The 24,986-nt window shown below is 68.9% G+C and carries 23 protein-coding genes and 1 riboswitch; of the genes, 15 read left to right on the top strand and 8 right to left on the bottom strand.

Annotation, left to right across the window (positions count from 1 at the left end):
- Positions 1-212: 212 nt before the first annotated feature.
- Both ACZ3H8_RS06965 and ACZ3H8_RS06970 read left to right on the top strand, forming a co-directional pair.
- A complete protein-coding gene (locus tag ACZ3H8_RS06965; RefSeq protein ID WP_467398448.1) occupies positions 213-803 on the top strand; it encodes an N-acetylmuramoyl-L-alanine amidase in 591 nt (196 codons plus the stop codon).
- A gap of 41 nt (positions 804-844) precedes the next feature.
- Entirely contained in the window at positions 845-1,777 is a 933-nt protein-coding gene (locus ACZ3H8_RS06970; RefSeq protein WP_467398451.1) for a 1-aminocyclopropane-1-carboxylate deaminase/D-cysteine desulfhydrase, read from the top strand.
- Here the strand turns inward: ACZ3H8_RS06970 and ACZ3H8_RS06975 are convergent.
- On the bottom strand, positions 1,759-3,354 hold the full coding sequence (locus ACZ3H8_RS06975) for a Na+/H+ antiporter (protein WP_467398453.1): 1,596 nt from the start codon (positions 3,352-3,354) through the stop codon (positions 1,759-1,761). The two genes, ACZ3H8_RS06970 and ACZ3H8_RS06975, sit on opposite strands and share 19 nt — an antisense overlap.
- 57 nt (positions 3,355-3,411) lie before the next feature.
- Between ACZ3H8_RS06975 and ACZ3H8_RS06980 the strand changes: the two genes are divergently transcribed.
- The 3 genes from ACZ3H8_RS06980 to ACZ3H8_RS06990 all read left to right on the top strand — a co-directional run bounded on the left by ACZ3H8_RS06980 (position 3,412) and on the right by ACZ3H8_RS06990 (position 5,272).
- A complete protein-coding gene (locus ACZ3H8_RS06980) occupies positions 3,412-3,672 on the top strand; it encodes a UBP-type zinc finger domain-containing protein (protein WP_467398456.1) in 261 nt (86 codons plus the stop codon).
- A gap of 251 nt (positions 3,673-3,923) precedes the next feature.
- On the top strand, positions 3,924-4,337 hold the full coding sequence (locus ACZ3H8_RS06985; RefSeq protein WP_018845530.1) for an ATP-binding protein: 414 nt from the start codon (positions 3,924-3,926) through the stop codon (positions 4,335-4,337).
- Complete coding sequence (locus tag ACZ3H8_RS06990) at positions 4,334-5,272, top strand: RNA polymerase sigma factor SigF (protein ID WP_467398457.1); 939 nt, start codon at positions 4,334-4,336, stop codon at positions 5,270-5,272. The genes ACZ3H8_RS06985 and ACZ3H8_RS06990 overlap by 4 nt, the downstream gene beginning before the upstream one ends.
- 87 nt (positions 5,273-5,359) lie before the next feature.
- Here ACZ3H8_RS06990 and ACZ3H8_RS06995 read toward each other — a convergent pair whose 3' ends face one another.
- Positions 5,360-5,773: a hypothetical protein gene (locus tag ACZ3H8_RS06995; protein WP_467398459.1), complete on the bottom strand. Its 414-nt coding sequence runs from the start codon at positions 5,771-5,773 to the stop codon at positions 5,360-5,362.
- 70 nt (positions 5,774-5,843) lie between these two features.
- On the opposite strand from ACZ3H8_RS06995, the gene ACZ3H8_RS07000 reads away from it, so the two are divergent.
- Positions 5,844-6,812 carry a diacylglycerol/lipid kinase family protein gene (locus ACZ3H8_RS07000; RefSeq protein WP_307661215.1) on the top strand — a complete coding sequence of 323 codons (969 nt, stop codon included), beginning with the start codon at positions 5,844-5,846 and terminating at the stop codon, positions 6,810-6,812.
- Between the two features lie 318 nt (positions 6,813-7,130).
- The gene (locus ACZ3H8_RS07005) at positions 7,131-7,388 is read left to right on the top strand and encodes a WhiB family transcriptional regulator (RefSeq protein ID WP_003953983.1); all 258 of its coding nucleotides are present in this window, start codon (positions 7,131-7,133) and stop codon (positions 7,386-7,388) included.
- Between the two features lie 168 nt (positions 7,389-7,556).
- Here the strand turns inward: ACZ3H8_RS07005 and ACZ3H8_RS07010 are convergent, their stop codons facing one another.
- The 6 genes from ACZ3H8_RS07010 to ACZ3H8_RS07035 form a co-directional block, all read right to left on the bottom strand.
- On the bottom strand, positions 7,557-9,035 hold the full coding sequence (locus tag ACZ3H8_RS07010; RefSeq protein WP_398983934.1) for a sensor histidine kinase: 1,479 nt from the start codon (positions 9,033-9,035) through the stop codon (positions 7,557-7,559).
- A gap of 435 nt (positions 9,036-9,470) precedes the next feature.
- Positions 9,471-10,532 carry an SIS domain-containing protein gene (locus ACZ3H8_RS07015; protein WP_467398462.1) on the bottom strand — a complete coding sequence of 354 codons (1,062 nt, stop codon included), beginning with the start codon at positions 10,530-10,532 and terminating at the stop codon, positions 9,471-9,473.
- A gap of 30 nt (positions 10,533-10,562) precedes the next feature.
- Positions 10,563-12,131, bottom strand: a complete 1,569-nt coding sequence (locus tag ACZ3H8_RS07020; protein WP_467398465.1) for a glycoside hydrolase family 3 protein — start codon at positions 12,129-12,131, stop codon at positions 10,563-10,565.
- Between the two features lie 9 nt (positions 12,132-12,140).
- A complete protein-coding gene (locus ACZ3H8_RS07025) occupies positions 12,141-13,031 on the bottom strand; it encodes a carbohydrate ABC transporter permease (RefSeq protein WP_467398467.1) in 891 nt (296 codons plus the stop codon).
- Entirely contained in the window at positions 13,028-14,020 is a 993-nt protein-coding gene (locus ACZ3H8_RS07030) for a carbohydrate ABC transporter permease (protein WP_467398470.1), read from the bottom strand. Before ACZ3H8_RS07030 ends, ACZ3H8_RS07025 begins: the two co-directional genes overlap by 4 nt.
- Positions 14,021-14,117: 97 nt before the next feature.
- Positions 14,118-15,416 carry a sugar ABC transporter substrate-binding protein gene (locus ACZ3H8_RS07035; protein ID WP_467398472.1) on the bottom strand — a complete coding sequence of 433 codons (1,299 nt, stop codon included), beginning with the start codon at positions 15,414-15,416 and terminating at the stop codon, positions 14,118-14,120.
- 307 nt (positions 15,417-15,723) lie between these two features.
- Here ACZ3H8_RS07035 and ACZ3H8_RS07040 point away from each other — a divergent pair, with 307 nt between their 5' ends.
- From ACZ3H8_RS07040 to ACZ3H8_RS07075, 8 genes are all read left to right on the top strand, one after another.
- Positions 15,724-16,488: a GntR family transcriptional regulator gene (locus tag ACZ3H8_RS07040; protein ID WP_356221643.1), complete on the top strand. Its 765-nt coding sequence runs from the start codon at positions 15,724-15,726 to the stop codon at positions 16,486-16,488.
- 129 nt (positions 16,489-16,617) lie between these two features.
- Positions 16,618-18,762 (top strand): carbon starvation CstA family protein, encoded by a 2,145-nt coding sequence (locus ACZ3H8_RS07045; RefSeq protein ID WP_467399919.1) that lies wholly within the window; start codon positions 16,618-16,620, stop codon positions 18,760-18,762.
- Entirely contained in the window at positions 18,731-18,934 is a 204-nt protein-coding gene (locus tag ACZ3H8_RS07050) for a YbdD/YjiX family protein (protein ID WP_467398474.1), read from the top strand. The genes ACZ3H8_RS07045 and ACZ3H8_RS07050 overlap by 32 nt, the downstream gene beginning before the upstream one ends.
- Before the next feature lie 133 nt (positions 18,935-19,067).
- The gene (locus ACZ3H8_RS07055) at positions 19,068-19,331 is read left to right on the top strand and encodes a DUF3311 domain-containing protein (protein ID WP_467398476.1); all 264 of its coding nucleotides are present in this window, start codon (positions 19,068-19,070) and stop codon (positions 19,329-19,331) included.
- Positions 19,328-20,953 carry a monocarboxylate uptake permease MctP gene (gene mctP / locus ACZ3H8_RS07060; protein ID WP_467398479.1) on the top strand — a complete coding sequence of 542 codons (1,626 nt, stop codon included), beginning with the start codon at positions 19,328-19,330 and terminating at the stop codon, positions 20,951-20,953. The genes ACZ3H8_RS07055 and mctP overlap by 4 nt, the downstream gene beginning before the upstream one ends.
- A 103-nt stretch (positions 20,954-21,056) precedes the next feature.
- Entirely contained in the window at positions 21,057-21,725 is a 669-nt protein-coding gene (locus ACZ3H8_RS07065) for a hypothetical protein (RefSeq protein WP_467398481.1), read from the top strand.
- A 19-nt stretch (positions 21,726-21,744) separates the two neighbouring features.
- Positions 21,745-22,245 carry a GNAT family N-acetyltransferase gene (locus ACZ3H8_RS07070; RefSeq protein WP_467398484.1) on the top strand — a complete coding sequence of 167 codons (501 nt, stop codon included), beginning with the start codon at positions 21,745-21,747 and terminating at the stop codon, positions 22,243-22,245.
- A 17-nt stretch (positions 22,246-22,262) separates the two neighbouring features.
- A riboswitch (cobalamin riboswitch) is annotated at positions 22,263-22,422 on the top strand.
- 143 nt (positions 22,423-22,565) lie between these two features.
- Entirely contained in the window at positions 22,566-24,929 is a 2,364-nt protein-coding gene (locus ACZ3H8_RS07075; protein WP_467398486.1) for a ribonucleoside-diphosphate reductase subunit alpha, read from the top strand.
- The last annotated feature ends 57 nt before the right edge of the window (positions 24,930-24,986 follow it).

Here is a 24,986-nt window from a genome sequence, read left to right on the forward strand (position 1 = left end):
GTGTGTGCGCCATTACACAAATGGATGGGACTAGTTCAGCGCGGGCGGGGCACGTTGCACGGCTCCGCGTGCCGGTGCCCTGTAGCGACCGGCGGCTGACCGGATCGCTCGCATGTAGTGCGAACAGACGGTCCCTTCAAGGGAGTTCGGGGTAAAAGCGCAGTACGGAGCATTCCGCTCACTTCCCCCCGCATTCACAAGGAGACCCGGCCATGTCCCCACCCATGTCCGCGAACAGCTTCCTCGACGCACTGCGCGACGAAGGGCTGACGGTCGTCCAAGTCGGCGACTGGCGTACGCACAACCGCAACCACAAGGGCCCGTGGGGCCCGGTCCACGGCGTGATGATCCACCACACCGTTACCAAGGGCACCGCGAAAACCGTCCGCATCTGCCGGGACGGCTACGCGAGCCTGCCGGGGCCGCTGTGCCACGGCGTCATCGCCAAGGACGGCAAGGTCCATCTCGTCGGCTACGGCCGCGCCAACCACGCGGGGCTCGGCGACGACGATGTGCTGCGCGCCGTCATCGCGGAGAGGGCACTCCCCGCGGACAACGAGGCGAACACCGACGGAAACCGCCACTTCTACGGCTTCGAGTGCGAGAACCTCGGCGACGGCAAGGATCCATGGCCGGCCGTCCAGCTGGAGGCGATCGAGAGAGCGGCCGCGGCGATCTGCCGCCGCCACGGCTGGAACGAGCGCTCCGTCATCGGCCACCTCGAATGGCAGCCGGGAAAGGTCGATCCCCGTGGCTTCACGATGAACTCCATGCGCCAACGCATCCACGAACGTCTGAAGTGACCGCCTGACGTGACACGACCGCCTGACGTGACAATGGGTGCGTGACCCGGGAAGCGTTCGACCTCACCACCGCCCTGCGGCCGCGACTGCCGTCGCCGCTGCAGCCGGTCGAGGACGAGCGCTTCAGCCGGCACGGCATACGTCTTCTGCTCAAGCGCGACGACCTCATACACCCGGACCTCCCGGGCAACAAGTGGCGCAAACTCGCCCCGAACCTCCACGCGGCGGCGGGCCGCCCGCTCCTGACGTTCGGCGGCGCGTACTCCAACCACCTCCGCGCGACGGCCGCGGCGGGCCGCCTGCTGGGCTTCGAGACGATCGGCGTGGTCCGCGGCGACGAACTGGCCTCCCGCCTCCTGAACCCGTCCCTGACCCAGTGCGCGGCGGACGGTATGCACCTGCTGTTCGTCGACCGGGCGACGTACCGCGCGAAGGACGACCCGGAGGTCCTGGCCGAGATCCTGCGGTCGGTCCCGGGCGACGTCTACGTCGTCCCCGAAGGCGGCAGCAACGCCCTCGCCGCACAGAGCTGCGCCGCCCTCGGCCGCGAACTCCGCCACCTCGCCGACGTCGTCGCGGTCGCCTGCGGCACCGGCGGGACCCTCGCCGGACTCGCCGCCGGACTCGCGCCCCTGGGGGCACCTCCCACCGAAGGCAGGGGGAGCGCCATCGGATTCCCCGTCCTCAAGGGCGGCTTCCTCGCCACACAGATACGCGGCCTCCAGGACGAGGCCTTCGGCGGGCCGGCCGGCGACTGGTCGCTCGACGACCGCTTCCACTTCGGCGGATACGCCCGTACCGCCCCCGCACTCGACGCCTTCGCCGACGACTTCGAGGCCCGCCACCAGCTCCCCGTCGAGCGTGTCTACGTCGCCAAGATGCTCTACGGCCTGACCACCCTCGCCGCCGACGGCGCCTTCCCGCCCGGCACCGCCGTCGCCGCAGTGATCACCGGTCAGGGCTCCTCGCGGTAGGCCGCCGCCTCCTCCAGATCGAGACGGCGCAGCAGCGTACGCATCATCTCGTCGTCGATCCGCCGCTGGTCCCGCAGCTGTACGAAGACCTCGCGCTCGGCCTCGATCATCTCCCGCGCCAGCCGCCGGTAAGTGTCGTCCGCCGACTCCCCGGTCACCGGGTTCACCGCCCCGAGCCGCTCCCACACGGCGTTCCGCCGCCGCTCCAGCACCGTCCGCAGCCGGTCCGCCAGCGGCTGCGGAAGCGCGTTGCGCTCATCCGCCAGCAGTTCGTCCAGCCGCTGCTCCGCCGCCCGTGAGGCCTGGCTCTGTGCCTGCGCCTCGGCGAGCGTCTCGGCTTGCGGGTCGCGCCCCGGCACCTTCAGCGCCCGGATCAGCGCCGGCAGCGTGAGCCCCTGGATCACCAACGTCCCGATCACCGTTGTGAAGGTCAGGAACAGCACCAGGTTCCGCGCCGGGAACGGCTCGCCGCCGGCCGTGGCCAGCGGAATCGAGAAGGCGATCGCCAGCGAGACGACCCCGCGCATTCCGGCCCAGCCCACGATCACCGGCGCGGTCCAGTTGGTGTCCGGCTCGCGCTTCCTGATCCGCGGCGAAAGTGCGCGCGGCAGGAAGGTGGCCGGGAAGACCCAGACGAACCGCACCACCACCACGGCGACGAAGACCCCGACCGCGTACCAGAGCGTCTCGCCCACCGAGTAGCCGCCGAGGCCCTGCACCACGTACGGCAGCTGCAGCCCGATCAGCGCGAAGACCGACGACTCCAGGATGAACGCGACCATCTTCCAGACCGCCCCCTCCTGCAGCCGGGTCTCGAAGTCGACCTGCCAGGAGTGGTGCCCCAGATAGAGCGCGACGACGACCACGGCGAGCACGCCGGACGCCCCGACGCGCTCGGCGGCCGCATAGGCGACGAAGGGAATCAGCAGCGAGAGGGTGTTCTGCAGGAGTGCTTCCCTCAGATGCGTACGCAGCCAGTGGATCGGCACCATCAGCACCAGGCCGACGCCGATCCCGCCGAGCGACGCCAGCGCGAACTCCCCGATGCCGCCGGCCCAGCTCGCGCCCTCCCCGACCGCCGCGGCCAGCGCCACCTTGTACGCGGTGATCGCGGTCGCGTCGTTCACCAGGGACTCGCCCTGCAGGATCGTCGTGATCCGGTTCGGCAGCCCCAGCCGCCGGGCGATCGCGCTCGCGGCGACCGCGTCCGGCGGCGCGACGACCGCGCCCAGCACCAGCGCGGCGGTCAGCGGCAGATCCGGCACCAGCAGATAGGCGAGGTAACCCACAGCGACGGTCGCGAAGAGGGTATAGCCGACCGAGAGCAGTGCGACGGGCCGCAGATTGGCCCGCAGATCGAGGTACGAGCTGTCGAGCGCGGCCGTGTGCAGCAGCGGCGGCAGCACCAGGGGCAGCACGATGTGCGGGTCGAGCGTGTAGTCCGGCACCCCCGGCGCATACGCGCCGATCAGCCCCACGGTCACCAGCAGCAGCGGCGCCGGCACCGGTGTCCTGCGGGCCGCCCCGGCGATCGCGGCGCTCGCCGCGATCAGCGCGACCAGTGGCAATGCGTCCATCTCGCCGTCCCTCACGTCCGTCCGTACGTGCGCCACCCGCGTCGTAATCTGGCAATCATGAGTGAGTGCCCGCATGTAGCAGAACTGCCCAGCCCCGAGCCGGTGCCGCTGAGCGAGACCTGCCTGGAGTGTCTGGCGGTCGGCAGCCATCCCGTACAGCTGCGACTCTGCCTGATCTGCGGCCTCGTGGGCTGCTGCGACTCCTCGCCCCTGCGGCACGCCACCGCACACTTCACGCAGACCGGGCACCCCGTGATGCGAAGCTTCGAGCCGGGTGAGAGGTGGCGTTGGTGCTTTGTCGACGGTTCGATCGTCTGACGCGTGGGTACGTCAACCCTCCGCCGGTTCCTCGTAATTGGGTGACGCAGACCTCTAGCCACTGTGTGTGCTCGTATGCTTACCATGAGTGACAGCCACCGACTGGGGGTCCCGGCGACAGGGCACCATGGATCGCGATAGCGTCGCCGGGCCAGTACCGGCTACGTACAGACCGACCGACTACGTAGCGACGGCTTCGGGATCTCCCCTCCCGTAGCCCCGAAAGAGCTTGTGCCACCTTGGAGGTGAGGGTGTCCCAGATCGCAGGCGAGCCCGGGACTCAGGACTTCGTGGAAGTCCGGCTGCCCGCTGCGGGTGCCTACCTGTCCGTGCTGCGTACGGCCACGGCCGGCCTCGCAGCGCGCTTGGACTTCACCCTCGACGAGATCGAGGATCTGCGGATCGCGGTCGACGAGGCGTGCGCGATCCTGCTGCAGCAGGCCGTCCCCGGTTCCGTTCTCAGCTGCGTCTTCCGACTCGTCGACGACTCGCTCGAGGTCACGGTCTCGGCGCCGACGACAGACGGCCGGGCGCCGGAGCGTGACACCTTCGCCTGGACGGTGCTCTCGGCACTGGCCGGCAAGGTCGACTCGTCGGTCGCCGATGACCGTACGGTCTCCATCAGCCTGTACAAACAGCGCGGCGCGGGACCCGGGCCGGCGTGAGGAACGGGGACGGTCCGGTGCGGAACGAGCCACCCGCGGTGACGGGCATCCCGGAACAGCAGGCGCGGCCGCACCCGGTGGACGGACTGGACGGACTGGACGGCCGGACGGCCGCGGCGGAGCAGGCAGAGCGGGCGGACCGTATGAGCGAGCACGTGCACGAGCAGCAGCACCACGATCCACATGACCGCAGCGGGGCGCGGGCGATGTTCATCGAGCTGCGCAAGCTGCCCGACGGCTCGTCGCAGCGGGCGGAGCTGCGCAACCAGCTGGTGCGTATGCATCTGCCACTGGTCGAGCATCTGGCGCGGCGCTTCCGCAACCGCGGCGAGCCGCTGGACGATCTGACGCAGGTCGCGACGATCGGCCTGATCAAGTCGGTGGACCGGTTCGATCCGGATCGGGGCGTCGAGTTCTCGACGTACGCGACGCCGACGGTGGTCGGCGAGATCAAGCGCCACTTCCGCGACAAGGGCTGGGCGGTCCGGGTCCCGCGCCGCCTCCAGGAACTGCGGCTCGCCCTGACCACGGCGACGGCGGAACTGTCCCAGCAGCACGGCCGCTCACCGACGGTCCACGAGCTGGCGGAACGCCTGGGCATCTCGGAGGAGGAGGTCCTGGAGGGCCTGGAGTCCGCGAACGCGTACTCCACCCTGTCCCTGGACGTTCCCGACACGGACGACGAGTCCCCGGCGGTGGCGGACACACTCGGCGCGGAGGACGAGGCCCTGGAGGGCGTCGAATACCGCGAGTCGCTGAAGCCACTGCTGGAGGACCTGCCACCGCGCGAGAAGCGGATCCTGCTGCTGAGGTTCTTCGGCAACATGACGCAGTCGCAGATCGCACAGGAGGTGGGCATCTCTCAGATGCACGTCTCCCGCTTGCTGGCCCGCACGCTGGCACAGCTCCGCGAGAAGCTCCTGGTCGAGGAGTAACCGGCCGCGGGGCGCGGGGGCGGCCCCTCCCCACCGGGAGCCACCGGGAGCCACCGGGAGGGGAACGTACCGCCCCCGCGCGAGCGGCTACGCGTCGCGCGCGGGGCCGCGGATGCCCAGAGCCTCGGTCGTCGTCGGGTTCACCAGCAGAACCAGGCCCGTCACCGCGACCACCGCCAGTGCGATGCCCAGCGGGATCAGCGCCCCGGACGCGCGCAGCAGCGTCCAGGCCGGGATCAGTGCCATCAGGTGCGTGATGATCGCCGGTCCGCGGCTCCAGCTGCGGCGTCCCAGCAGGCCCCGCGCCGCGGCCAGCGGGATCGCGCCGAGTGCGATCAGCGTCACTCCGCCCGTCTCCGCCTGCGACGGACTGTCCGGCCGGCCCAGCAGGCCCATCACGAGCATGAAGACGCCGCACGCGACCAGTGCCAGGCCTTCCAGACCGGACACCGCGGCCGCGGCAGTCAGGCGGGCAGGGCGGGGGGTCTGGTCAGCGCTCATCCCAGCAGGGTAGCTGTCGTGCGCGGCCCTGGGCTGGGCCAGGTAAATCCCACTAGGTACGCTGCTGCGCATGCGCGCACTCCTCGTGGTCAATCCGGCAGCAACCACCACCAGTGCCCGCACTCGCGACGTACTCATCCACGCCCTGGCCAGCGAGATGAAGCTGGAGGTCGTGAACACGGAGTACCGCGGTCACGCCCGCGACGTCGGCCGCCGGGCAGCGGAGTCCGACGACATGGATCTCGTCGTCGCCCTGGGCGGCGACGGCACCGTGAACGAGGTCGTCAACGGTCTGCTCCACCACGGCCCCGACCCCGACCGCCTCCCCCGCCTCGCCGTCGTCCCCGGCGGCTCGACGAATGTCTTCGCCCGCGCCCTCGGTCTCCCGAACGACGCCGTCGAGGCGACCGGCGCCATCCTGGACGCACTGCGCGACCGGACCGAGCGGACGGTCGGCCTCGGTCTCGCGGCCGGCACCCCGGGTACCGACGACGAGGCGGTCCCCGCCCGCTGGTTCACCTTCTGCGCCGGACTCGGCTTCGACGCGAGCGTCATCGGCCGGGTCGAACAGCAGCGGGAGCGCGGCAAGCGGTCCACGCACGCCCTCTATATGCGCCAGGTGGTACGCCAGTTCCTGGACGAGCCGCACCGCCGGAACGGCCCGATCACCCTGGACCGTCCCGGCCAGGACCCGGTCACCGATCTTGTGCTCTCCATAATCTGCAACACCTCCCCCTGGACCTACCTGGGCAATCGCCCGGTGTATGCGTCCCCGGAGGCCTCCTTCGACACCGCCCTGGACGTCGTCGCACTGTCCAAGATGTCGACCTCCGCCGTGGCCCGTTACGCGACCCAGCTGCTTACTTCCACCCCCGAGCGCGGACCGCACGGCAAGCACGCGGTCACTCTTCACGACCTCACCGACTTCACCTTGAATTCGAAGGTTCCCCTCCCGTTCCAGATGGACGGTGACCACCTTGGGCTCCGTACGAGCGTGACGTTCACAGGCGTACGCCGTGCACTGCGTGTGATTGTGTGAGTGGAAGGGCCGAAAGTCCTTTAACTCGAACGTATGGGCTGGGCTCCACCCCATAGAAGTACGGCTGTGACCTAGCCGACACCGAGGAATCAAAAAAAACTTTCCGGAAGGGGTTGTATCCGCCGCCGAGGTTTGCGAATCTCTACATGGCGATCGGGACGGCCCGCAACATCGGCCCCACAGACCGCCAGAACCCCTCCTCAAACCTCAGGACCACGCCAGTGCAGCTGGCAGTCGGCCCTTCCCTTGCGGGGGGATTCGTGAAAGCGTTCACATTCACAAGCAACCCGCATGTAATACCAAGGAGAGGTAGCAGCCATGGACTGGCGTCACAACGCCGTTTGCCGCGAGGAAGACCCCGAGCTCTTCTTCCCCATCGGCAACACTGGTCCTGCGCTGCTGCAGATCGAGGAAGCCAAGGCCGTCTGCCGTCGCTGCCCCGTCATGGAGCAGTGCCTGCAGTGGGCGCTCGAGTCCGGCCAGGACTCGGGCGTCTGGGGTGGCCTCAGCGAGGACGAGCGCCGCGCTATGAAGCGTCGTGCCGCTCGCAACCGGGCGCGTAACGCCAGCGCCTGACGCCAGCCCCTGCTACGAGCCTGAGCTTGGCGGCGCGTACAGAGAGTACGCACTCACCGCCTCCCGAGCCGCAGCGCGCAGTACCCCCGAAGCGCACAAAGCTCTGAGCCCCGGACCGTGTACATACGGTCCGGGGCTCGCTGCTGTTTCCGGCCGCTACGGCTACGGCTACTGCTTCTGCGCCTGTACGGGTACGTCGAGGACGACCCTGGTGCCCCGCACGGGGGCCGGGACCATGTCGAAGGTTCCGCCCAATTCCCCCTCCACCAGGGTCCGTACGATCTGCAGACCCAGATTGCCGGTCTGCTGGGGGTCGAAGCCCTCGGGCAGTCCGCGCCCGTCGTCCTGGACGGTGATCAGCAGCCGGCTGTCCGTGCGCTGATCGCCTCGTACGGCCGCGACCTCGACAGAGCCGTGCTCCCCCTGTGCGAAGGCGTGCTCCAGGGCGTTCTGCAGCACCTCGGTCAGGACCATCGCGAGCGGGGTGGCCACCTCGGCGTCGAGGATGCCGAAGCGGCCCGTACGGCGGCACTCGACCTTGCCCGGGGAGATCTCGGAGACCATCGCGATGACCCGGTCGGCGATCTCGTCGAACTCGACGCGCTCGTCCAGGTTCTGGGAGAGGGTCTCGTGCACGATCGCGATCGAACCGACGCGCCGCACCGCCTCATTGAGCGCCTCGCGGCCGCGTACGGAATCCATCCGGCGGGCCTGCAGCCGCAACAGGGCCGCGACCGTCTGGAGGTTGTTCTTCACCCGGTGGTGGATCTCCCGGATGGTCGCGTCCTTGGTGATCAACTCACGCTCGCGGCGGCGGAGTTCGGTGACGTCGCGGCAGAGCACGAGGGAACCGATCCGGGTGCCCTTGGGCTTGAGCGGGATGGCGCGCAGCTGGATGACACCGCCGTTGCCCTCGACCTCGGTCTCACGGGGCGCGTAGCCGCTGGCGAGTTTGACCAGGGCCTCGTCGACGGGGCCGCGGGACGGGGCGAGTTCGGCGGTGATCTGGCCGAGGTGGTGTCCGACGAGGTCGGAGGCGAGGCCGAGGCGGTGGTACGCGGAGAGGCCGTTGGGGCTGGCGTACTGCACGACGCCGTCCGCGTCGAGCCGGATCAGCCCGTCGCCGACGCGCGGGGAAGCGTCCATGTCGACTTGTTGCCCGGGGAAGGGGAAGGAGCCGGCGGCGATCATCTGGGCGAGGTCGGAGGCGCTCTGCAGGTAGGTGAGCTCCAGCCGGCTGGGCGTACGGACGGTGAGGAGGTTGGTGTTCCGGGCGATGACGCCGAGGACGCGGCCCTCGCGGCGTACGGGGATGGACTCGACCCGTACCGGAACCTCCTCGCGCCACTCCGGGTCGCCCTCGCGCACGATCCGCCCCTCGTCGAGCGCGGCGTCGAGCAGCGGACGCCGGCCACGGGGAACGAGATGGCCGACCATGTCGTCCTGGTAGGAGGTGGGGCCGGTGTTGGGGCGCATCTGGGCGACGGAGACGAAGCGGGTGCCGTCGCGGGTGGGGACCCACAGGACGAGGTCGGCGAAGGAGAGGTCGGAGAGCAGCTGCCACTCCGAGACCAGCAGATGCAGCCACTCGAGGTCGGATTCACTCAGGGCTGTGTGCTGGTGTACGAGGTCGTTCATGGAGGGCACATCTGCGAGCGTACCTGCGAGGTGAACCGGGTGAGTTGCCCGGCCGTGCCGGAGGATGGGCCGAGAAGTAAGCTCTGCAGATGGATGGACAGCGGAGAATGGTCTAGTCCACAATGATTGTGTTGAAGCCTCCATCCTCCCCGCACAGGAGGGTGGAACGAGGTACCCGGCGCTCTCTGCCCTGACTGCGCCGAGACCTCCGATACGGCCGCGCGGACCGCACACCTGCCGGCCGGAGCAACTCCGGGCTGCGGTGCCGGACGGGTTGAGGGTCCCGTCAGGCGCCGCGGCCCGCGGGTGTGTGCGGCTACTTCTACTTGCGGCGCCGCCGCGCGGGGCTCCGCAGCGTTCGCGCGCGGAGCAGGGGGTGTGGGGGAACCCCGTTCCCCCACACCTGGGGCGGGCGGGTGGGCAGGCCCCGCGGCGCCGCCCCCCTCAGCGCGTTTCCGTGACCTTTGCGAGTGCCCTCGGCGCGTCCGGGTCCTGGCCGCGGGCGATCGTCACCTCGTACGCCAGGAGTTGCAGCGGGAGAATCTCCAGGATCGGCTGGAGCTCCTCCAAAACCCCGTCCGTCGGGAGGACGAAGCCCGCCGATGCCGCCTCGACCTGGGGGGCCGGGCCCACCACCACCAGGTCCGCGCCGCGGCCGCGGAGGCGGTCGAGGACCGGCTGGAGGGCCTCGCCGCCCTTGCCGTCCGTGACCACCGCGATGACCGGGGAGATGTTGTCCACCATCGCCAGCGGGCCGTGCAGCAGGTCCGCGCCGGAGTACGAGAGCGCCGGGATGTAGCTCGTCTCCATCAGCTTCAGCGCGGCCTCCTTCGCCGTGGGGTAGCCGTAACCTCGCGACGTGATGACCATCCGCTCGGCGAAGCGGTAGCGGGACGCCAGCTGCCGTACCTCGTCCTGGCGGGACAGGACCTGCGACGCCAGGTCCGGCAGCACCTTCGCCGCCGCGCCGTCGCCGCCCCGCAGCCCCTCCACGAAGAGATAGAGCGCCAGCAGCGACGCGGTGTACGTCTTCGTCGCCGGGAGCGCCTTCTCCGGCCCTGCCAGGATGTCGATGTGAAATTCGGAGACCGCAGCCAGCGGGGAGTCCGGGTTGTTCGTGACCGCCAGCGTGATCGCGCCCCCCTCGCGCGCCGCCTTCGTCGAGGCCACCAGGTCCGGTGAGCCGCCGGACTGGCTGACCGTGACGACCAGGACGTCGGTCAGGTCCGGCCGCGCGCCGTACGCCGTCGTCGTGGACATGGAGGTCAGCCCGCACGGCAGACCCAGCTGGATCTCCAGCAGGTACTTCGCGTACAGCGCGGCGTTGTCGGACGTGCCGCGCGCGGTCAGCAGCACGAACCGCGGGCTCCGCGCCGCGATCGCCGTCGCCACCTCGCGGATCCTCGGCGCGCCCTCCTGAAGGATGCGCCGCAGCACCGCGGGCTGCTCTGCCATCTCACCGGCCATGATCCGGCCCGGCTTTTCGGACATGCGGGGTGCCTCCATGTGGCATTCCTTGTGCACGGTCCGCGTCGGTCAGGCCCCGGCGCCCTTGCCGGTGATGACTTCCGCGGCGGCCCGTCCGCAGACGCGAGCGGCGCCATGGGTCGCGATGTGCAGGGCCCCCCTCGGCTCCGCCCGGTCCACCCCCATCTCGACCACGACCGTGCCGGGCCGGGCGGCGATCAGGGCGTCCAGAGCGTCCGCCATCCAGGGGTGGCGGTGAACGTCGCGTACTACAGCGATGATCCTACGGTCCGCCGCAGCAGCCAGCACATTTCCGACCAAGCCGGAGGTCTCGGTTGCGCTGTCGTATGTGCCGGTCTCGGTGCCGGGCAGGATCGCCGTCAGCTCCGCCGCCACTCCCCACGGGGTCTCGTCCCCCACCGCGATGTTCGCGACCGGGGCGAAGGCGGCGACATAGGGGGCGAGATCCACCGGCTCGTACGGCAGCTGTCCCACCGTCACCCGTACCGCGCGGCGTGCCGCGATCAGCCCGATGTCGGTGCGGGGCGCGGTCCCGGCCCCTGGCTGCGCCGCGGTGACCCCCGTCTCCGAGGCCGGGCCCGGCTCCGCTGCGGCCGCCCTGGCCCCCCGCGTCCAGTCGGCGAGCGCGCGTACCCGTGCCGCCGCGTCGGCCAGCCGCTCCTCGGGCAGTTCGCCGTCCCGTACCGCAGTGACCAGCGCGTCGCGCAGTCGCAGTACGGTCTCCTCGTCGGCCAGGCCGCCGCCGACGCAAATCGCGTCCGCTCCCGCGGCGATCGCGAGGACGGAGCCGTGCTCGATGCCGTACACCGCCGAGATGGCCTGCATCTCCATACCGTCGGTGACGATCAGGCCCTCGTAGCCCAACTCCTCGCGCAGCAGACCGGTAAGGATCTGCGGGCTCAGCGTCGCCGGGTGGTTCGGGTCGAGCGCGGGAAGCAGAATGTGCGCGCTCATCACCGCTTTGGTACCCGCCGCGATCGCCGCGCGGAAAGGCACCAGCTCACGGGCGTGCAGAGTGTCGAGATCCACACCGATGCGGGGCAGCGCGTGGTGCGAGTCCACATTGGTGTCGCCGTGCCCGGGGAAGTGCTTGGTGCAGGCGGCGACTCCGGCCGCCTGGAGTCCTTCGATGTACGCGGCGGTGTGCCGGGCGGCGAGCGTGGTGTCGGCGCCGAACGACCGTACGCCGATGACCGGGTTGTTCGGGTTGGAGTTGATGTCCGCGGAGGGTGCCCAGTTGAGGTCGACCCCGCATTCGGCGAGCCGGCGGCCCAGTTCACGCGCGACGGCCCGGGTGAGCTCCGTATCGTCCACCACCCCCAGCGCGTAGTTCCCGGGGAAGGATGAACCGTTACGCACCTCAAGGCGCGTGACGTCCCCGCCCTCCTCGTCGATCGCGACGAGCACATCGTCCCGTTCGGCCCGCAGCTGCGCGGTGAGCGCGGCCAGTTGGCCGGGCGAGGCGATGTTGCGGCCGAACAGGCCGACGGCCGAGAGTCCTTCGCCGATCCGGCGCAGCAGCCACTCGGGCGCGGTGGTGCCGATGAAACCCGGCTGGAGGACGGCGAGGGCGTCGCGGGTCAGAGTGTCCGAGGATCCACGTACGAGAGTGGTCATGAGGCGGCGTTATCCCTTCACTGCACCGGAGGTGAGACCCGCCGCCATCTTCTTCTGGATGAACATGAAGAAGGCCACGACAGGGATGGCGATGAGCGTCGAGGCGGCCATCAGGGCGCCGTAGTCCACACCACGAGAGGTGGTGAAGTTCGCCAGCCACACGTTCAGCGTGTACTTGTCGTTGTCCTGGAGAACGACGTACGCGAGGAGGTACTCGTTCCAGGCGTTGATCAGCGAGTAGATGGACGCCGCGGCGAGGCCGGGGGCGAGCAGCGGGAAGACGATCCGCCAGAAGGCGCCCATCTGGCTGCAGCCGTCCACCATCGCGGACTCCTCCAGCTCCTTCGGGATGTTGATCACGAAGCCTCGGATCATCCAGGTCGCGAAGGGCAGTGTGGAGACGAGGTAGATGATGATGACGCCCCAGTACTCGTTCAGCGCGCCGAGATCGTTGAGCTGGAGGTAGATGGGGATCAGCATCGCGGTCGGCGGCAGCAGCTGGACCAGGATGAGGACGATCATGAAGCCCTTGCGGCCGAAGAACCTGAAGCGGCCTATCGCGTACGCGGCGATGGTGGCCATGAACATGGCGCCGACCACCGCGGTGACGCAGATGATCAGGCTGGACTTGACCGCCGTACCGAAGTTGGCGTAGTCCATCGCGCGGCTGAAGTTGTCGAAGGTGACCGACGACGGCCACAGCGTCTGGTCATAGCTGCGGATCTCGGCGTTGGGCCGCAGGGCGCTGATGACGAGCCAATACACCGGGAAGATCATGACCACGAAGGTCAGCAGCCCGATGACGTTGTAGACGATCCGGCTCTTTTTCTTGCGGTCGGGCTTGAGGATCTGGGCGGCCTTGGGGGCAGAGGCCGTCAGGGCGGAGGTGGTGGCGCTCACTCGACCTCTCCGATCTTGAGCAGCTGGCGCAGGTAGTACACGGCGACGCCGGACAGCAGCAGCACCGTGATCAGCGAGATGGCGGCGCCCTGGCTGAAGGAGTTGGACTCGAAGGCCTTGTTGAAGGCGTAGAGACCGAGCACCTCGTACTCGGGCTCGGGCTTGGTGCCGCGCATCAGCCAGACCTGGCCCAGGACGTTGAAGTCCCAGATCACCGAGAGGGTGGCGACCATCTGGAAGACCGGCTTGATGACCGGGAAGACGACATAGCGGAAGTTGCCGAACGCGCCGACGCCGTCGATGGCCGCGGCCTCCTCCAGCTCCTTGGGCACCTGGGTGAGGGCCGCGTAGAGCGTGATGGCGACGAACGGAATGGCGCCCCAGACGACGACGGCGCCGATAACCAAGAAGCCCTGCTTGGCGTCGAGGAACCAGTTGTGGCCCTGGAAGTCCAGTCCGAGGTACTTCGTGAGGACCATGTTCGCGACGCCGTAGTCGGAGTCGGCGAACCAGCGGAAGATCGAGGCGGCGACCATCAGCGGGATGGACCAGGCCGCGATCAGCCCGGCGGTCACCAGCAGCCGGACCCAGGTGGACATCCGCTGCATCATCAGCGAGACCGCCAGGCCGAAGGCGAGGGTGACGACCACACAGGCGGCCATGAAGGCGACGGTCAGCACGACCGAGTCCCAGAAGGCCGGGTCACCGAAGATGCTGGAGAACTGCTCGAAGCCCACCCACGGTGCGGCCTCGCCGGTCCACAGCTCGCGGCGGCCGACGTCCTGGAAGGACATGATCGTCGTCTTGATCAGCGGCCAGACGAAGACGGCGGCGATCGCGACGATCGTGGGGCCGATCAGCAGATAGGGCAGCAGTGCGCCGGCCTTCCGCGGCGCGCGACCGCTCTTGGCCGGCTGTGGGCGAAGGACGTCGGGGTGCCGCTGGACGGGCACCGCCGGTTCGACTGCTTTCGTTTCGGCGGCACTCATGGTGCGTGGCCTTCCGTTCGGACTGGTCACCGGAGGGCGGGGTGGCGGGCCCGTGCTGCGGCACGGACCGGCCACCCCCGCTGTGCGATCAGGAGAGTCAGGAGCTCTCGTTGATCAGCTTGTCGATCTCCGCGTCGGCCGTCTTGGTGGCTTCCTCGACGGACTTACCCTTGATGATGTCCAGGAGCATCAGCTCGAGGACTTCCTTCTTCTCGATCGCGGACCAGCCGGGGGCGATAGGGGTGAACCAGGCGTCCGGCACGGCGTTGGCGATCGGAGCGGTCTCCGGCTTCGCCTTCAGCGGCTCGAGCTGCTTGGTGTTGTTGGGAAGGATGTTCTTGGCGGCGAGAACCGCCTCGGACTTCTCACTGGTGAACAGCGAGATCCACTCCTCGCCCAGGTCCTGGATCTTGGACTTGGAGATGGTGGCGAGGTCGGAGCCGCCGATGAAGGACGGCAGGGCCTTGCCGTCGGGGCCCGGCATACCGGCGGTGCCGATCTTGTCCTTCAGCTTGGCGTTGCCGTTGGCCGTGGGGTCGACGACGCTGCCGGCCTCCCAGCCGTTGCCGTAGAGAAGAGCGGTCTTCTCGTTGGCCATGACGTTGGCGTGGTCCTGCTCGTCCTTGGTCTTGTCGCCGTGGTTGTACTTCTTGACCAGGTCGACGAAGTGCGTGATGCCCTTCTGCGCCTCCGGCGTGGAGAGCGAGGACTTCCACTCCTTCTTGCCCTCGTCGTACTTGGCGATCTCGCCGCCGTACGCGGCGACGTAGGACATGGCGGCGTACCAGTAGCGGCCCGGCAGGTAGAGCGGCGAGAACGCCTTGTCCTTGGTGTTCTTCGCCTGGACCTTGTCGAGCGCGGCGGTGAGCTCGGCCTCGGTGGTGGGCAGGGCGTCGGAGCCGGTGCCCGCCTTGAACATGTCCTTGTTGTAGATCGCGACACGGGCACCCGCGTAGTAGGGCACGCAGTACTGCTTGCCCTCGTATGCGCAGGTGTCCTTGAGGCCCTTGATCCAGGTGTCCGAGTTCTCGTACTTCTTCGGGTCGATCTCGCCGAGAGCGCCGTTGAGGATGTACGTCATCGTCTCGGTGTTGCCGAGCTCGACCACGTCCGGGAACTTGTCACCGGCGAGCGCGGCGTCGAGCTTCTTGGTCTTGTCCGCCCACTGCTGGTACTGGACATTGACCTTGACGCCCGGGTACTTCGCGTTGAACTGGCTGTTGACGTCCTTGACCAACTCGGGCCAGGTGGACTGAGCGTCAACCATCAGCCAGACGGTCAGCGTCTCCTTGCGGTCCTTCGGGTCCTTCGCGGCCTTGCTGTCGCTGGAGCCGCACGCCGCGACCGAAGCCGCCATCGCTGCCACACCTACCGCGGCTATGAGCTTACGCTTCACGCCACCCTCCTCAAGGGATGCAAGAGTTACCCCCCACCACCACCCGGGAGTCGCGCAATACGCAGAGACAGCGCTTCAGGGTCTGCCCGTGGGGCTGGGTACTGGTCTTTAATGGTTTAGACCAGTACCCGGAGCTTGGCCTAGACCTTTAGGGGTGTCAAGGGTGTATAAGAAGGGCTGTCGCGTCCGTTATCGGACCGACACCTGAGGCAGGGCGACGACCCGTGACCGGACCGTGCCACCATGTGAGCCGCAACAGACGGAGGAGCCGGTGACGGCAGCAGCACAGGAGTCGGGAAGGCGGGCCATGACCACGGACGGCGCCGGTACGGAGACCGAGGGCGGGGCACAGACCCGTACGGCGCGCGTGCCCAAGTACTACCGGCTCAAGCGACACTTGCTCGATATGACGGAGACGTTGCCGCCCGGCACGCCCGTACCGCCCGAGCGCACGCTCGCCGCGGAGTTCGACACCTCGCGTACGACGGTGCGGCAGGCGCTGCAGGAGCTGGTCGTCGAGGGCCGCCTCGAACGCATCCAGGGCAAAGGCACGTTCGTCGCCAAGCCCAAGGTCTCGCAGGCCCTCCAGCTCACCTCGTACACCGAGGACATGCGGGCGCAGGGCCTGGAGCCCACCTCGCAGTTGCTGGACATCGGGTATGTCACGGCCGACGACACGCTGGCCGGGCTGCTGGACATCTCGACCGGCGGGCGGGTGCTGCGGATCGAGCGGCTGCGGCTGGCGAGCGGTGAGCCGATGGCGATCGAGACGACGCATCTGTCGGCGAAGCGCTTCCCGGCGCTGCGCCGCAGCCTGGTCAAGTACACCTCGCTCTACACCGCGCTGGCGGAGGTGTACGACGTCCATCTGGCCGAGGCCGAGGAGACGATCGAGACCTCGCTGGCGAACCCACGCGAGGCCGGGCTGCTGGGGACGGACGTGGGCCTGCCGATGCTGATGCTTTCGCGCCATTCACTGGACGCGCAGGGCGAGCCGGTGGAGTGGGTGCGTTCGGTGTACCGGGGCGACCGGTACAAGTTCGTCGCGAGGTTGCAGCGGCCGCAGGACTGACGCGACGCCGAGCCGGGGCCGCAGGACTGACGCGGCTCGGCTGACATCTCGTACCGCACATGGTGTAGCGCAGGTCACATTCCTGCTCTACCGTCCTCCCGTCATCTCATGGGACGGGAGGACGACCCGGTGCGCACCACGAATCCACGAACCATCGTCATCTGGACCCTCGTCGCGCTGGTGGGCGCGGCCGGCTGGACCGTACTTGCCCTCTCGCGCGGCGAAGAGGTGTCGGCCGCCTGGATGGTCGCCGCCGCCCTCGGCTCGTACGCGATCGGCTACCGCTTCTACTCGCGCTTCATCGTCAACCGGGTGCTGAAGGTCGACAGGACCAGAGCCACCCCGGCCGAACGGCTCGACAACGGCATCGACTTCCACCCCACCGACCGGCGGGTCCTGCTCGGGCACCACTTCGCGGCCATCGCGGGAGCGGGCCCGCTGGTGGGACCCGTACTGGCGGCGCAGATGGGGTACTTGCCCGGCACCATCTGGATCATCGTCGGCGTCATCTTCGCGGGCGCCGTGCAGGACATGGTGGTGCTCTTCTTCTCCACCCGGCGCAACGGCAAGTCGCTGGGCCAGATGGCGCGGGACGAGATCGGTCCGTTCGGCGGGGCAGCGGCCCTGCTCGCCGCGTTCATGATCATGATCATCCTGCTGGGCGTGCTGGCGCTGGTCATCGTCAACGCCCTGGCCCGCTCCCCCTGGGGCACCTTCTCCATCGGCATGACCATTCCCATCGCGCTGCTGATGGGCTTCTATCTGCGCGTCCTGCGGCCCGGCCGGGTCAGCGAGGTCACCCTGATCGGCGTCGCGCTGCTGCTGCTCTCGATCGTGGCGGGCCGCTGGGTGGCCGAGTCCTCGCTCGCCGAGACGTTCACGCTTGCGCCCTCGACGCTGGTGCTGTGGATGGTGGCGTACGGATTCATCGCCTCCGTACTCCCGGTGTGGATGCTGCTCGCGCCACGCGACTACCTCTCCACCTTCATGAAGATCGGGACGATCGGGCTGCTGGCGCTCGGCGTCGTCATCGCCATGCCCGACATGCGGATGGACGCGGTGACGGACTTCGCGGGCCGGGGCGACGGGCCGGTGTTCGCGGGCTCGCTGTTCCCCTTCGTCTTCATCACCATCGCGTGCGGCGCGCTCTCCGGATTCCATTCACTGATCGCCTCGGGCACCACCCCGAAGATGATCCAGAAGGAGACGCAGGTCCGGATGATCGGCTACGGCTCCATGCTGATGGAGTCGTTCGTGGCGGTCATGGCACTGGTGGCGGCCTGCATCATCGACCCGGGGCTCTACTTCGCGATGAACGCGCCGGCCGGTGTCATCGGCGACAGCGTCCAGTCGGCGTCGCAGGCGGTCGCGAACCTCGGATACACGATCTCTCCGAGCGATTTGGCGAAGGCTGCCGAGGCGGTGGGGGAGCAGTCACTGCTGTCGCGGACGGGCGGTGCGCCCACCCTCGCCGTCGGCGTCTCGGAGATCTTCTCCCAGGTCGTGGGCGGCAATGGGATGAAGGCCTTCTGGTACCACTTCGCGATCATGTTCGAGGCGCTGTTCATCCTGACCGCGCTGGACGCGGGCACCCGGGTGGGCCGGTTCATGCTCCAGGACATGCTGGGCAACGTCTACAAGCCCTTCCGCAACGTCAGCTGGAAGCCGGGCATCGTCATCACCAGCGCGGTCGTGGTGGCGCTGTGGGGGTACTTCCTCTGGGTCGGCGTGCATGAGCCGCTCGGCGGGATCAACCAGCTCTTCCCGATCTTCGGCATCTCCAACCAGCTGCTCGCGGCGGTCGCGCTCGCCGTCTGCACCACTCTGCTGGTGAAGTCGGGACGGCTCAAGTGGGCCTGGATCACCGGGATTCCGCTCGCCTGGGACGTCACGGTGACGCTGACGGCGAGTTGGCAGAAGGTGTTCTCCGGCGATCCGCGCGTCGGCTTCTTCACCCAGCGCGAGCGCTACCAGGACGCCATTGACGCGGACAAGTTGCTGCCGCCCGCCAAGTCCATGGACGACATGCACACCATCGTCAGCAACTCCACGGTGGACGGCGTGCTTTCGGCGGTACTGGCGCTGCTGATCGTGGTGGTGGTCGTGGACGCGGCCCGGGTGTGCGTGAAGGCCGTACGCAATCCGGCGTCGGCGACGCTGGACGAAGCGCCGTTCGTGGAGTCGAAGTTGACCGCTCCGGCCGGGCTGTGGGCGACCAAGGAGGAGAAGGCGGAGGTGCAGGATGCTTCGGAGCGGGCTGCTGCGGGCCGCTAGCGCGGTGCGGTGGTACGTACGGGAATTGCTGGACGAGTCGGCGTACGAGAGGTATGTCGCGCATGCGCGTTCGCACGATCCGTCCGTGTCCGTACCGTCCCGGCGGGAATTCGAGCGTATGCGTACGGACCGTCAGGAGTCGGACCCCAGTGCAGGGTTCCGCTGCTGCTGAGGTGCTGTTCAGGGCGGGTGAACCCGAAGTCGTTGCCGTACCGATATGCGGACGGGGGGTGACGCTACGCAAAACCCTGGCCTAGATTTCCTGCGCGTTGCAAAGGTGATGCGTGAGGAATCGGAGCCGCCGTATGTCCGAAGTGACGGAAGTGCCTGACGAGAAACAACCACTGATCACGCCGGTGCGCGTGGTCGTCGCCCTCTGCCTCTTCGCGCCGTTCGTGGCGATGCTGTGGGTCGGTTCGTACGCGAAGGTCGAGCCGGCCTTCATCGGCATTCCGTTCTTCTACTGGTACCAGATGCTCTGGGTGCTGATCTCCACCGCGCTAACCATGATCGCTTACAAGCTGTGGCAGCGCGACCAGCGCGCCCGCAAGGGGGGTGCGTCGCAGTGAAGGACGGCGTGAACGGCGTCGCACTCGCCGTCTTCATCTTCTTCTTCCTGGCCGTAACGGTCATGGGCTTCCTGGCCTCACGCTGGCGCCGGGCCGAGAGCGACAGCCTCGACGAATGGGGTCTGGGCGGCAGGTCGTTCGGCACCTGGGTCACCTGGTTCCTGCTCGGCGGCGACCTGTACACCGCGTACACCTTCGTGGCCGTCCCGGCGGCGATCTACGCGGCGGGCGCGGCGGGCTTCTTCGCCGTCCCTTACACGATCCTCGTCTACCCGCTGATCTTCACCTTCCTGCCGCGGCTGTGGTCGGTGTCGCACAAGCACGGGTACGTGACCACCTCGGACTTCGTCCGCGGGCGCTTCGGCTCGAAGGGCCTTTCGCTGGCGGTCGCGGTCACCGGCATCCTGGCGACGATGCCGTACATCGCGCTGCAACTGGTGGGCATCCAGGCGGTGCTCGACGTGATGGGCGTCGGCGGCGGCGAGAACACCAACTGGTTCATCAAGGACCTGCCGCTGCTGATCGCCTTCGGCGTGCTGGCGGCGTACACGTACTCCTCCGGGCTGCGGGCGCCGGCGCTGATCGCCTTCGTCAAGGACACGCTGATCTACCTCGTCATCGCGGTGGCGATCATCTACATCCCGATCAAGCTGGGCGGCTTCGACGACATCTTCGCGAAGGCGGGCGACGCGTTCGCGCAGATCAACCCGGTGACGGACAAGCCACGGGGCGCGCTGGTGCCGGCCGAGATGGGGCAATGGGGCTACGCCACGCTGGCGCTGGGCTCGGCGCTCGCACTCTTCATGTATCCGCACTCGATCACGGCGACGCTCTCTTCGCGCAGCCGTGACGTGATCCGCCGCAACACCACGATCCTGCCGCTGTATTCGCTGATGCTGGGCCTGCTGGCGCTGCTCGGCTTCATGGCGATCGCGGCGGGCATCAAGGTGCAGAACGGGCAACTGGCCATTCCGCAACTGTTCGAGACCATGTTCCCGGACTGGTTCGCGGGTGTCGCCTTCGCGGCGATCGGCATCGGCGCGCTCGTGCCGGCGGCGATCATGTCGATCGCGGCGGCGAATCTGTTCACGCGGAACATCTACAAGGACTTCATCAAGCCGGACGCGACGCCCGCGCAGGAGACGAAGGTCTCCAAGCTGGTCTCGCTGCTGGTGAAGGTGGGCGCGCTGGTCTTCGTCCTGACGATGGACAAGACGGTGGCGATCAACTTCCAGCTTCTTGGCGGCATCTGGATCCTCCAGACACTGCCGGCGCTGGTGGGCGGCCTGTTCACGCGCTGGTTCCACCGCTGGGCGCTGCTGGCGGGCTGGGCGGTCGGCATGATCTACGGCACGGCGGCTGCGTACGGAGTGGCGAGCCCGACGCAGAAGCACTTCGGCGGCTCGTCGGCGGAGATCCCGGGCATCGGCGAGATCGGCTACATCGGCCTGACGGCATTCGTGCTGAACGTGGTGGTCACCGTGGTCCTGACGTTCGTACTGCGGGCGGCGAAGGCGCCAGAGGGTGTCGACGAGACGAGCCCGTCGGACTACACGGCGGACGCGGACGACCCGGGCGTGCGGGTGGAGCTGCCGAAGGCCACCGCGGGCGCCGGTCACTGAGCCGGCACCGACCGGTCACCGGGGACCTCACCGGTCGAGGGCCGTCGCGCTTCCCACGGGAAAGCGCGGCGGCCCTCGCCGTACCTCAGATAAGAATGTGCGCATGAGACGTGGTTCGCGTTTGTCACTGCTTCTGCTGCTGTCCCTCGCCCTTGCCGGCTGCGGTACGGAAGTGGCGGGCAACAGCGGCACGCGGGGCAGCGACGGTACGGGGAGCACCAGCGGTCCTGTGCCCGAGCGGTCCGCGCTCGAGGCGCGCGCCCGAGCGCTTCAGACCCTGCCCGAGCATGTGTATGTGACGCGGTCCGACGGCTTCGAGCTGGCGCGGCAGTCCGTGGGTGTCATCGGCGGCGACGGCTTCTCGGCCACGTACGTATCGAAGACCGGCGGGCAGATCACGCTCTTGGTCGACCGGGGCAAGGTGGACGAGGCGAACTGCTCGGAACTCCCGATGGGTTCGGCCACGGGCGCGGCCGGCCCGGCCCGCGCACCCTGCGCGAAGGACGGCAAGGGCTGGTACCGCACCTCGGACAGCGGCCATGAGTACGTCCGTACGGAGAACGGTCTGCGGATCCAGATCAGCGCCGGCACTCAGGTGGAGCGCGACGTCCTGCGCGAAGCCGCCGAGGCGGCCCATCTCGCCGACGACCGTGAGCTGGACGAGGTCCTGCCCCAGGCCGAGGACATCGGCGGGCAGACGCCTGTGGAGCGCGGCGACCTGCCCCCGGCCGGCGACGGCGCCCCCAACAATGAGGTGGGCGTGAGCGGCTGACCCGGTCCACACTGCGCCCATGGACATCACCATCAGGGCAGTGCGGCCGAAGGAGTACACCGAGCTGGGCGAGATCACCGCCCAGGCATATCTGGGCGACGGGCTGCTGGACTTCGGCGAGGACGATACGTATCTGCATGCGCTGCGGGATGTGGCGCGGCGGGCCGCCGATGCCGAGGTGCTCGTCGCCGTCGACGGTCGCGGCCGCCTGCTCGGTGGCGTGACCTTCGTCTCGGGCGGCGGGGCGTGGGCCGATGTCGCCCGCTCCGACGAGGCCGAGTTCCGGATGCTCGCCGTCGCCGAGCAGGCCCGTGGGCGCGGTGTCGGCGAGGCCCTTGTGCGGGCGTGCGTCGAGCGCGCCCGGGCCGTAGAGGGGTGCCGGCGGCTCCTGCTGTCGACCCAGCCCACCATGCTCGCCGCCCACCGGATCTACGAGCGGATGGGCTTCGTCCGTACGCCCGACCGGGACTGGGAGCCCATCCCAGGACTCCCCCTGTTGACTTACGCGTTGGAGCTGTAGCCCGTCACGACACAACATGTGGGGGGTGCCGCATCGAGCGGCCCCCACATGTATGCTCGTGCTCGCTGTCGCCGCAGGGGAATCCGGTGCGAATCCGGAACTGTCCCGCAACGGTGTGTTGTGGTGCGCTTTGTCGTACCCACCAGTCCGAAGACCTGCCGATGGTGCATCCGGCTCGACCGAACCGGGTGCCGAGACATCCGGGCCTCGCGGTTGGGTCGGTGGATGCCGTGCGGTGTGCTGCCTTTTTCCGGGTACGTGCGCCCCCGCGGCCCTCCCCCTCCCCCGTCGGCCCAGAGCCGAGCGAGGGAGAGCACCACGTGACCATCGCGCCAGCCGATCCGGCTTCAGGCATCGCAGAGCAGGCTGCCGACGGCCCCGGGACCGCGCTTCTGCGGACCCTGACCGATCTCACCGCCGATCTGCCGGACACCGACCCGGGGCGCGTCGCCGCCGCCGCGCTGCGCGGCCGCAACGCCCGGTCGGACGCGGCCGAGTTGCGCAGCCTCGCCACCGACGCCGCCGCGGGGCTGATCTCCGAGGACCCGGCCTACTCCCGGCTCGCCGCCCGCCTGCTGACCCGTCATATCGCGGACGAGGCCGCCGGACAGGGCGCGGTGGCCTTCTCCGCGTCGGTCGCGGTCGGCCACCGCGAGGGCCTGATCGCCGACCGCACGGCCGAGTTCGTCACGCTGCACGCCGCCCGTCTCGACGCGCTGATCGACCAGGACGCCGACGACCGTTTCGGCTACTTCGGGCTGCGCACCCTCTACAGCCGCTACCTGCTCCGGCACCCCCTCACCCGCCAGGTGATCGAGACCCCGCAGCACTTCATGCTGCGCGTCGCCTCCGGGCTGGCGGAGGACACCTCCGCGCGGGCCCTGGACGAAGTCGCCGCGCTGTACGGGCTGATGAGCCGCCTCGACTACCTCCCGTCGTCACCGACGCTCTTCAACTCCGGCACCCGTCACCCGCAGATGTCCTCCTGCTACCTGCTGGACTCCCCGCTGGACGAGCTCGACTCGATCTACGACCGCTACCACCAGGTCGCACGCCTCTCCAAGCACGCGGGCGGCATCGGTCTCTCGTACTCCCGCATCCGCGCCCGCGGTTCGCTGATCCGCGGCACCAACGGCCACTCCAACGGCATCGTGCCGTTCCTGAAGACCCTCGACGCCTCGGTCGCCGCCGTGAACCAGGGCGGCCGGCGCAAGGGCGCCGCCGCGATCTACCTGGAGACCTGGCACGCGGACATCGAGGAGTTCCTGGAGCTGCGCGACAACACCGGTGAGGACGCGCGGCGTACGCACAACCTCAACCTCGCGCACTGGATCCCGGACGAGTTCATGCGGCGCGTCGAGGCCGACGCCGAGTGGTCGCTGTTCTCACCCGCCGATGTGCCGGACCTGGTCGACCTGTGGGGCGACGAGTTCGACGCGGCGTACCGCAAGGCGGAGGCCGGGGGACTCGCGCGCAGGACCATCCCCGCACGGGAGTTGTACGGCCGGATGATGCGTACGCTCGCCCAGACCGGCAACGGCTGGATGACCTTCAAGGACGCCTCCAACCGCACGGCGAACCAGACCGCAGAGCCGGGCAAGGTCGTCCACTCCTCGAACCTGTGCACCGAGATCCTGGAGGTGACGGACGACGGGGAGACAGCCGTCTGCAACCTCGGCTCGGTCAACCTCGGTTCGTTCGTGCTCGCGACGGGAGACATCGACTGGGAGCGGCTGGACGAGACCGTCCGTACCGCCGTGACCTTCCTCGACCGGGTCGTCGACATCAACTTCTACCCGACCGAGCAGGCCGGCCGCTCCAACGCCAAGTGGCGTCCGGTGGGCCTGGGCGCGATGGGCCTGCAGGACGTCTTCTTCAAGCTCCGCCTCCCCTTCGACTCGCCCGAGGCGAAGGCGCTCTCCACGAAGATCGCCGAGCGGATCATGCTCGCCGCGTACGAGGCGTCCTGCGACCTCGCCGAGCGCAACGGCCCGCTGCCCGCCTGGTCCCAGACCCGCGCGGCCCGTGGCGTGCTGCACCCCGACCACTACGACGTGGCTCTCAACTGGCCAGAACGCTGGGACGCGTTGCGCACCCGCGTCGCCGAGAGCGGCATGCGCAACTCCCTCCTCCTCGCCATCGCGCCGACGGCGACCATCGCCTCGATCGCGGGCGTGTACGAGTGCATCGAGCCGCAGGTCTCCAACCTCTTCAAGCGCGAGACGCTGAGCGGTGAGTTCCTCCAGGTCAACGCCTACCTGGTGGAGGAGCTGAAGAAGCTCGGCGTGTGGGACGCGCAGACCCGTGAGGCGCTGCGCGAGTCCAGCGGCTCGGTGGAGGGCTTCAGCTGGATCCCGGCCGACGTCCGCGCGCTGTACCGCACGGCGTGGGAGATCCCGCAGCGCGGCCTGATCGACATGGCCGCCGCCCGCACCCCCTTCCTGGACCAGTCGCAGTCGCTGAACCTGTTCCTGGAGACGCCGACCATCGGGAAGCTCAGCTCGATGTACGCGTACGCGTGGAAGCAGGGCCTGAAGACGACGTACTACCTGCGCTCCCGCCCGGCGACGCGGATCGCCCGGGCGGCTCAGTCCGCCACCCCCATCCCCGTACAGCAGGCGGCCGACCCCGACGCCGTCGCCTGCTCCCTGGAAAACCCCGAGTCCTGCGAGGCCTGCCAGTAATGCCCACCCGTCACCCGGCCACCACCCCCGATGGACGGCGCTCCGCGCCGACGGCCG

This window comes from Streptomyces sp. NPDC002868, from assembly GCF_055563295.1.

What these genes read in the sequence shown, in the direction of transcription:
- ACZ3H8_RS07055 (WP_467398476.1), top strand. Translation starts at nt 19,068, where the DNA reads ATGTCCGAAGTGACGGAAGTGCCTGACGAGAAACAACCACTGATCACG.
- ACZ3H8_RS07070 (WP_467398484.1), top strand. Translation starts at nt 21,745, where the DNA reads ATGGACATCACCATCAGGGCAGTGCGGCCGAAGGAGTACACCGAGCTG.
- ACZ3H8_RS07040 (WP_356221643.1), top strand. Translation starts at nt 15,724, where the DNA reads ATGACCACGGACGGCGCCGGTACGGAGACCGAGGGCGGGGCACAGACC.
- ACZ3H8_RS06965 (WP_467398448.1), top strand. Translation starts at nt 213, where the DNA reads ATGTCCCCACCCATGTCCGCGAACAGCTTCCTCGACGCACTGCGCGAC.
- ACZ3H8_RS06995 (WP_467398459.1), bottom strand. Translation starts at nt 5,773, where the DNA reads ATGAGCGCTGACCAGACCCCCCGCCCTGCCCGCCTGACTGCCGCGGCC.
- ACZ3H8_RS06975 (WP_467398453.1), bottom strand. Translation starts at nt 3,354, where the DNA reads ATGGACGCATTGCCACTGGTCGCGCTGATCGCGGCGAGCGCCGCGATC.
- ACZ3H8_RS07050 (WP_467398474.1), top strand. Translation starts at nt 18,731, where the DNA reads ATGCTTCGGAGCGGGCTGCTGCGGGCCGCTAGCGCGGTGCGGTGGTAC.
- ACZ3H8_RS07000 (WP_307661215.1), top strand. Translation starts at nt 5,844, where the DNA reads ATGCGCGCACTCCTCGTGGTCAATCCGGCAGCAACCACCACCAGTGCC.
- ACZ3H8_RS07005 (WP_003953983.1), top strand. Translation starts at nt 7,131, where the DNA reads ATGGACTGGCGTCACAACGCCGTTTGCCGCGAGGAAGACCCCGAGCTC.
- ACZ3H8_RS07020 (WP_467398465.1), bottom strand. Translation starts at nt 12,131, where the DNA reads ATGACCACTCTCGTACGTGGATCCTCGGACACTCTGACCCGCGACGCC.
- ACZ3H8_RS07065 (WP_467398481.1), top strand. Translation starts at nt 21,057, where the DNA reads ATGAGACGTGGTTCGCGTTTGTCACTGCTTCTGCTGCTGTCCCTCGCC.
- ACZ3H8_RS07030 (WP_467398470.1), bottom strand. Translation starts at nt 14,020, where the DNA reads ATGAGTGCCGCCGAAACGAAAGCAGTCGAACCGGCGGTGCCCGTCCAG.
- ACZ3H8_RS07015 (WP_467398462.1), bottom strand. Translation starts at nt 10,532, where the DNA reads ATGGAGGCACCCCGCATGTCCGAAAAGCCGGGCCGGATCATGGCCGGT.
- ACZ3H8_RS06980 (WP_467398456.1), top strand. Translation starts at nt 3,412, where the DNA reads ATGAGTGAGTGCCCGCATGTAGCAGAACTGCCCAGCCCCGAGCCGGTG.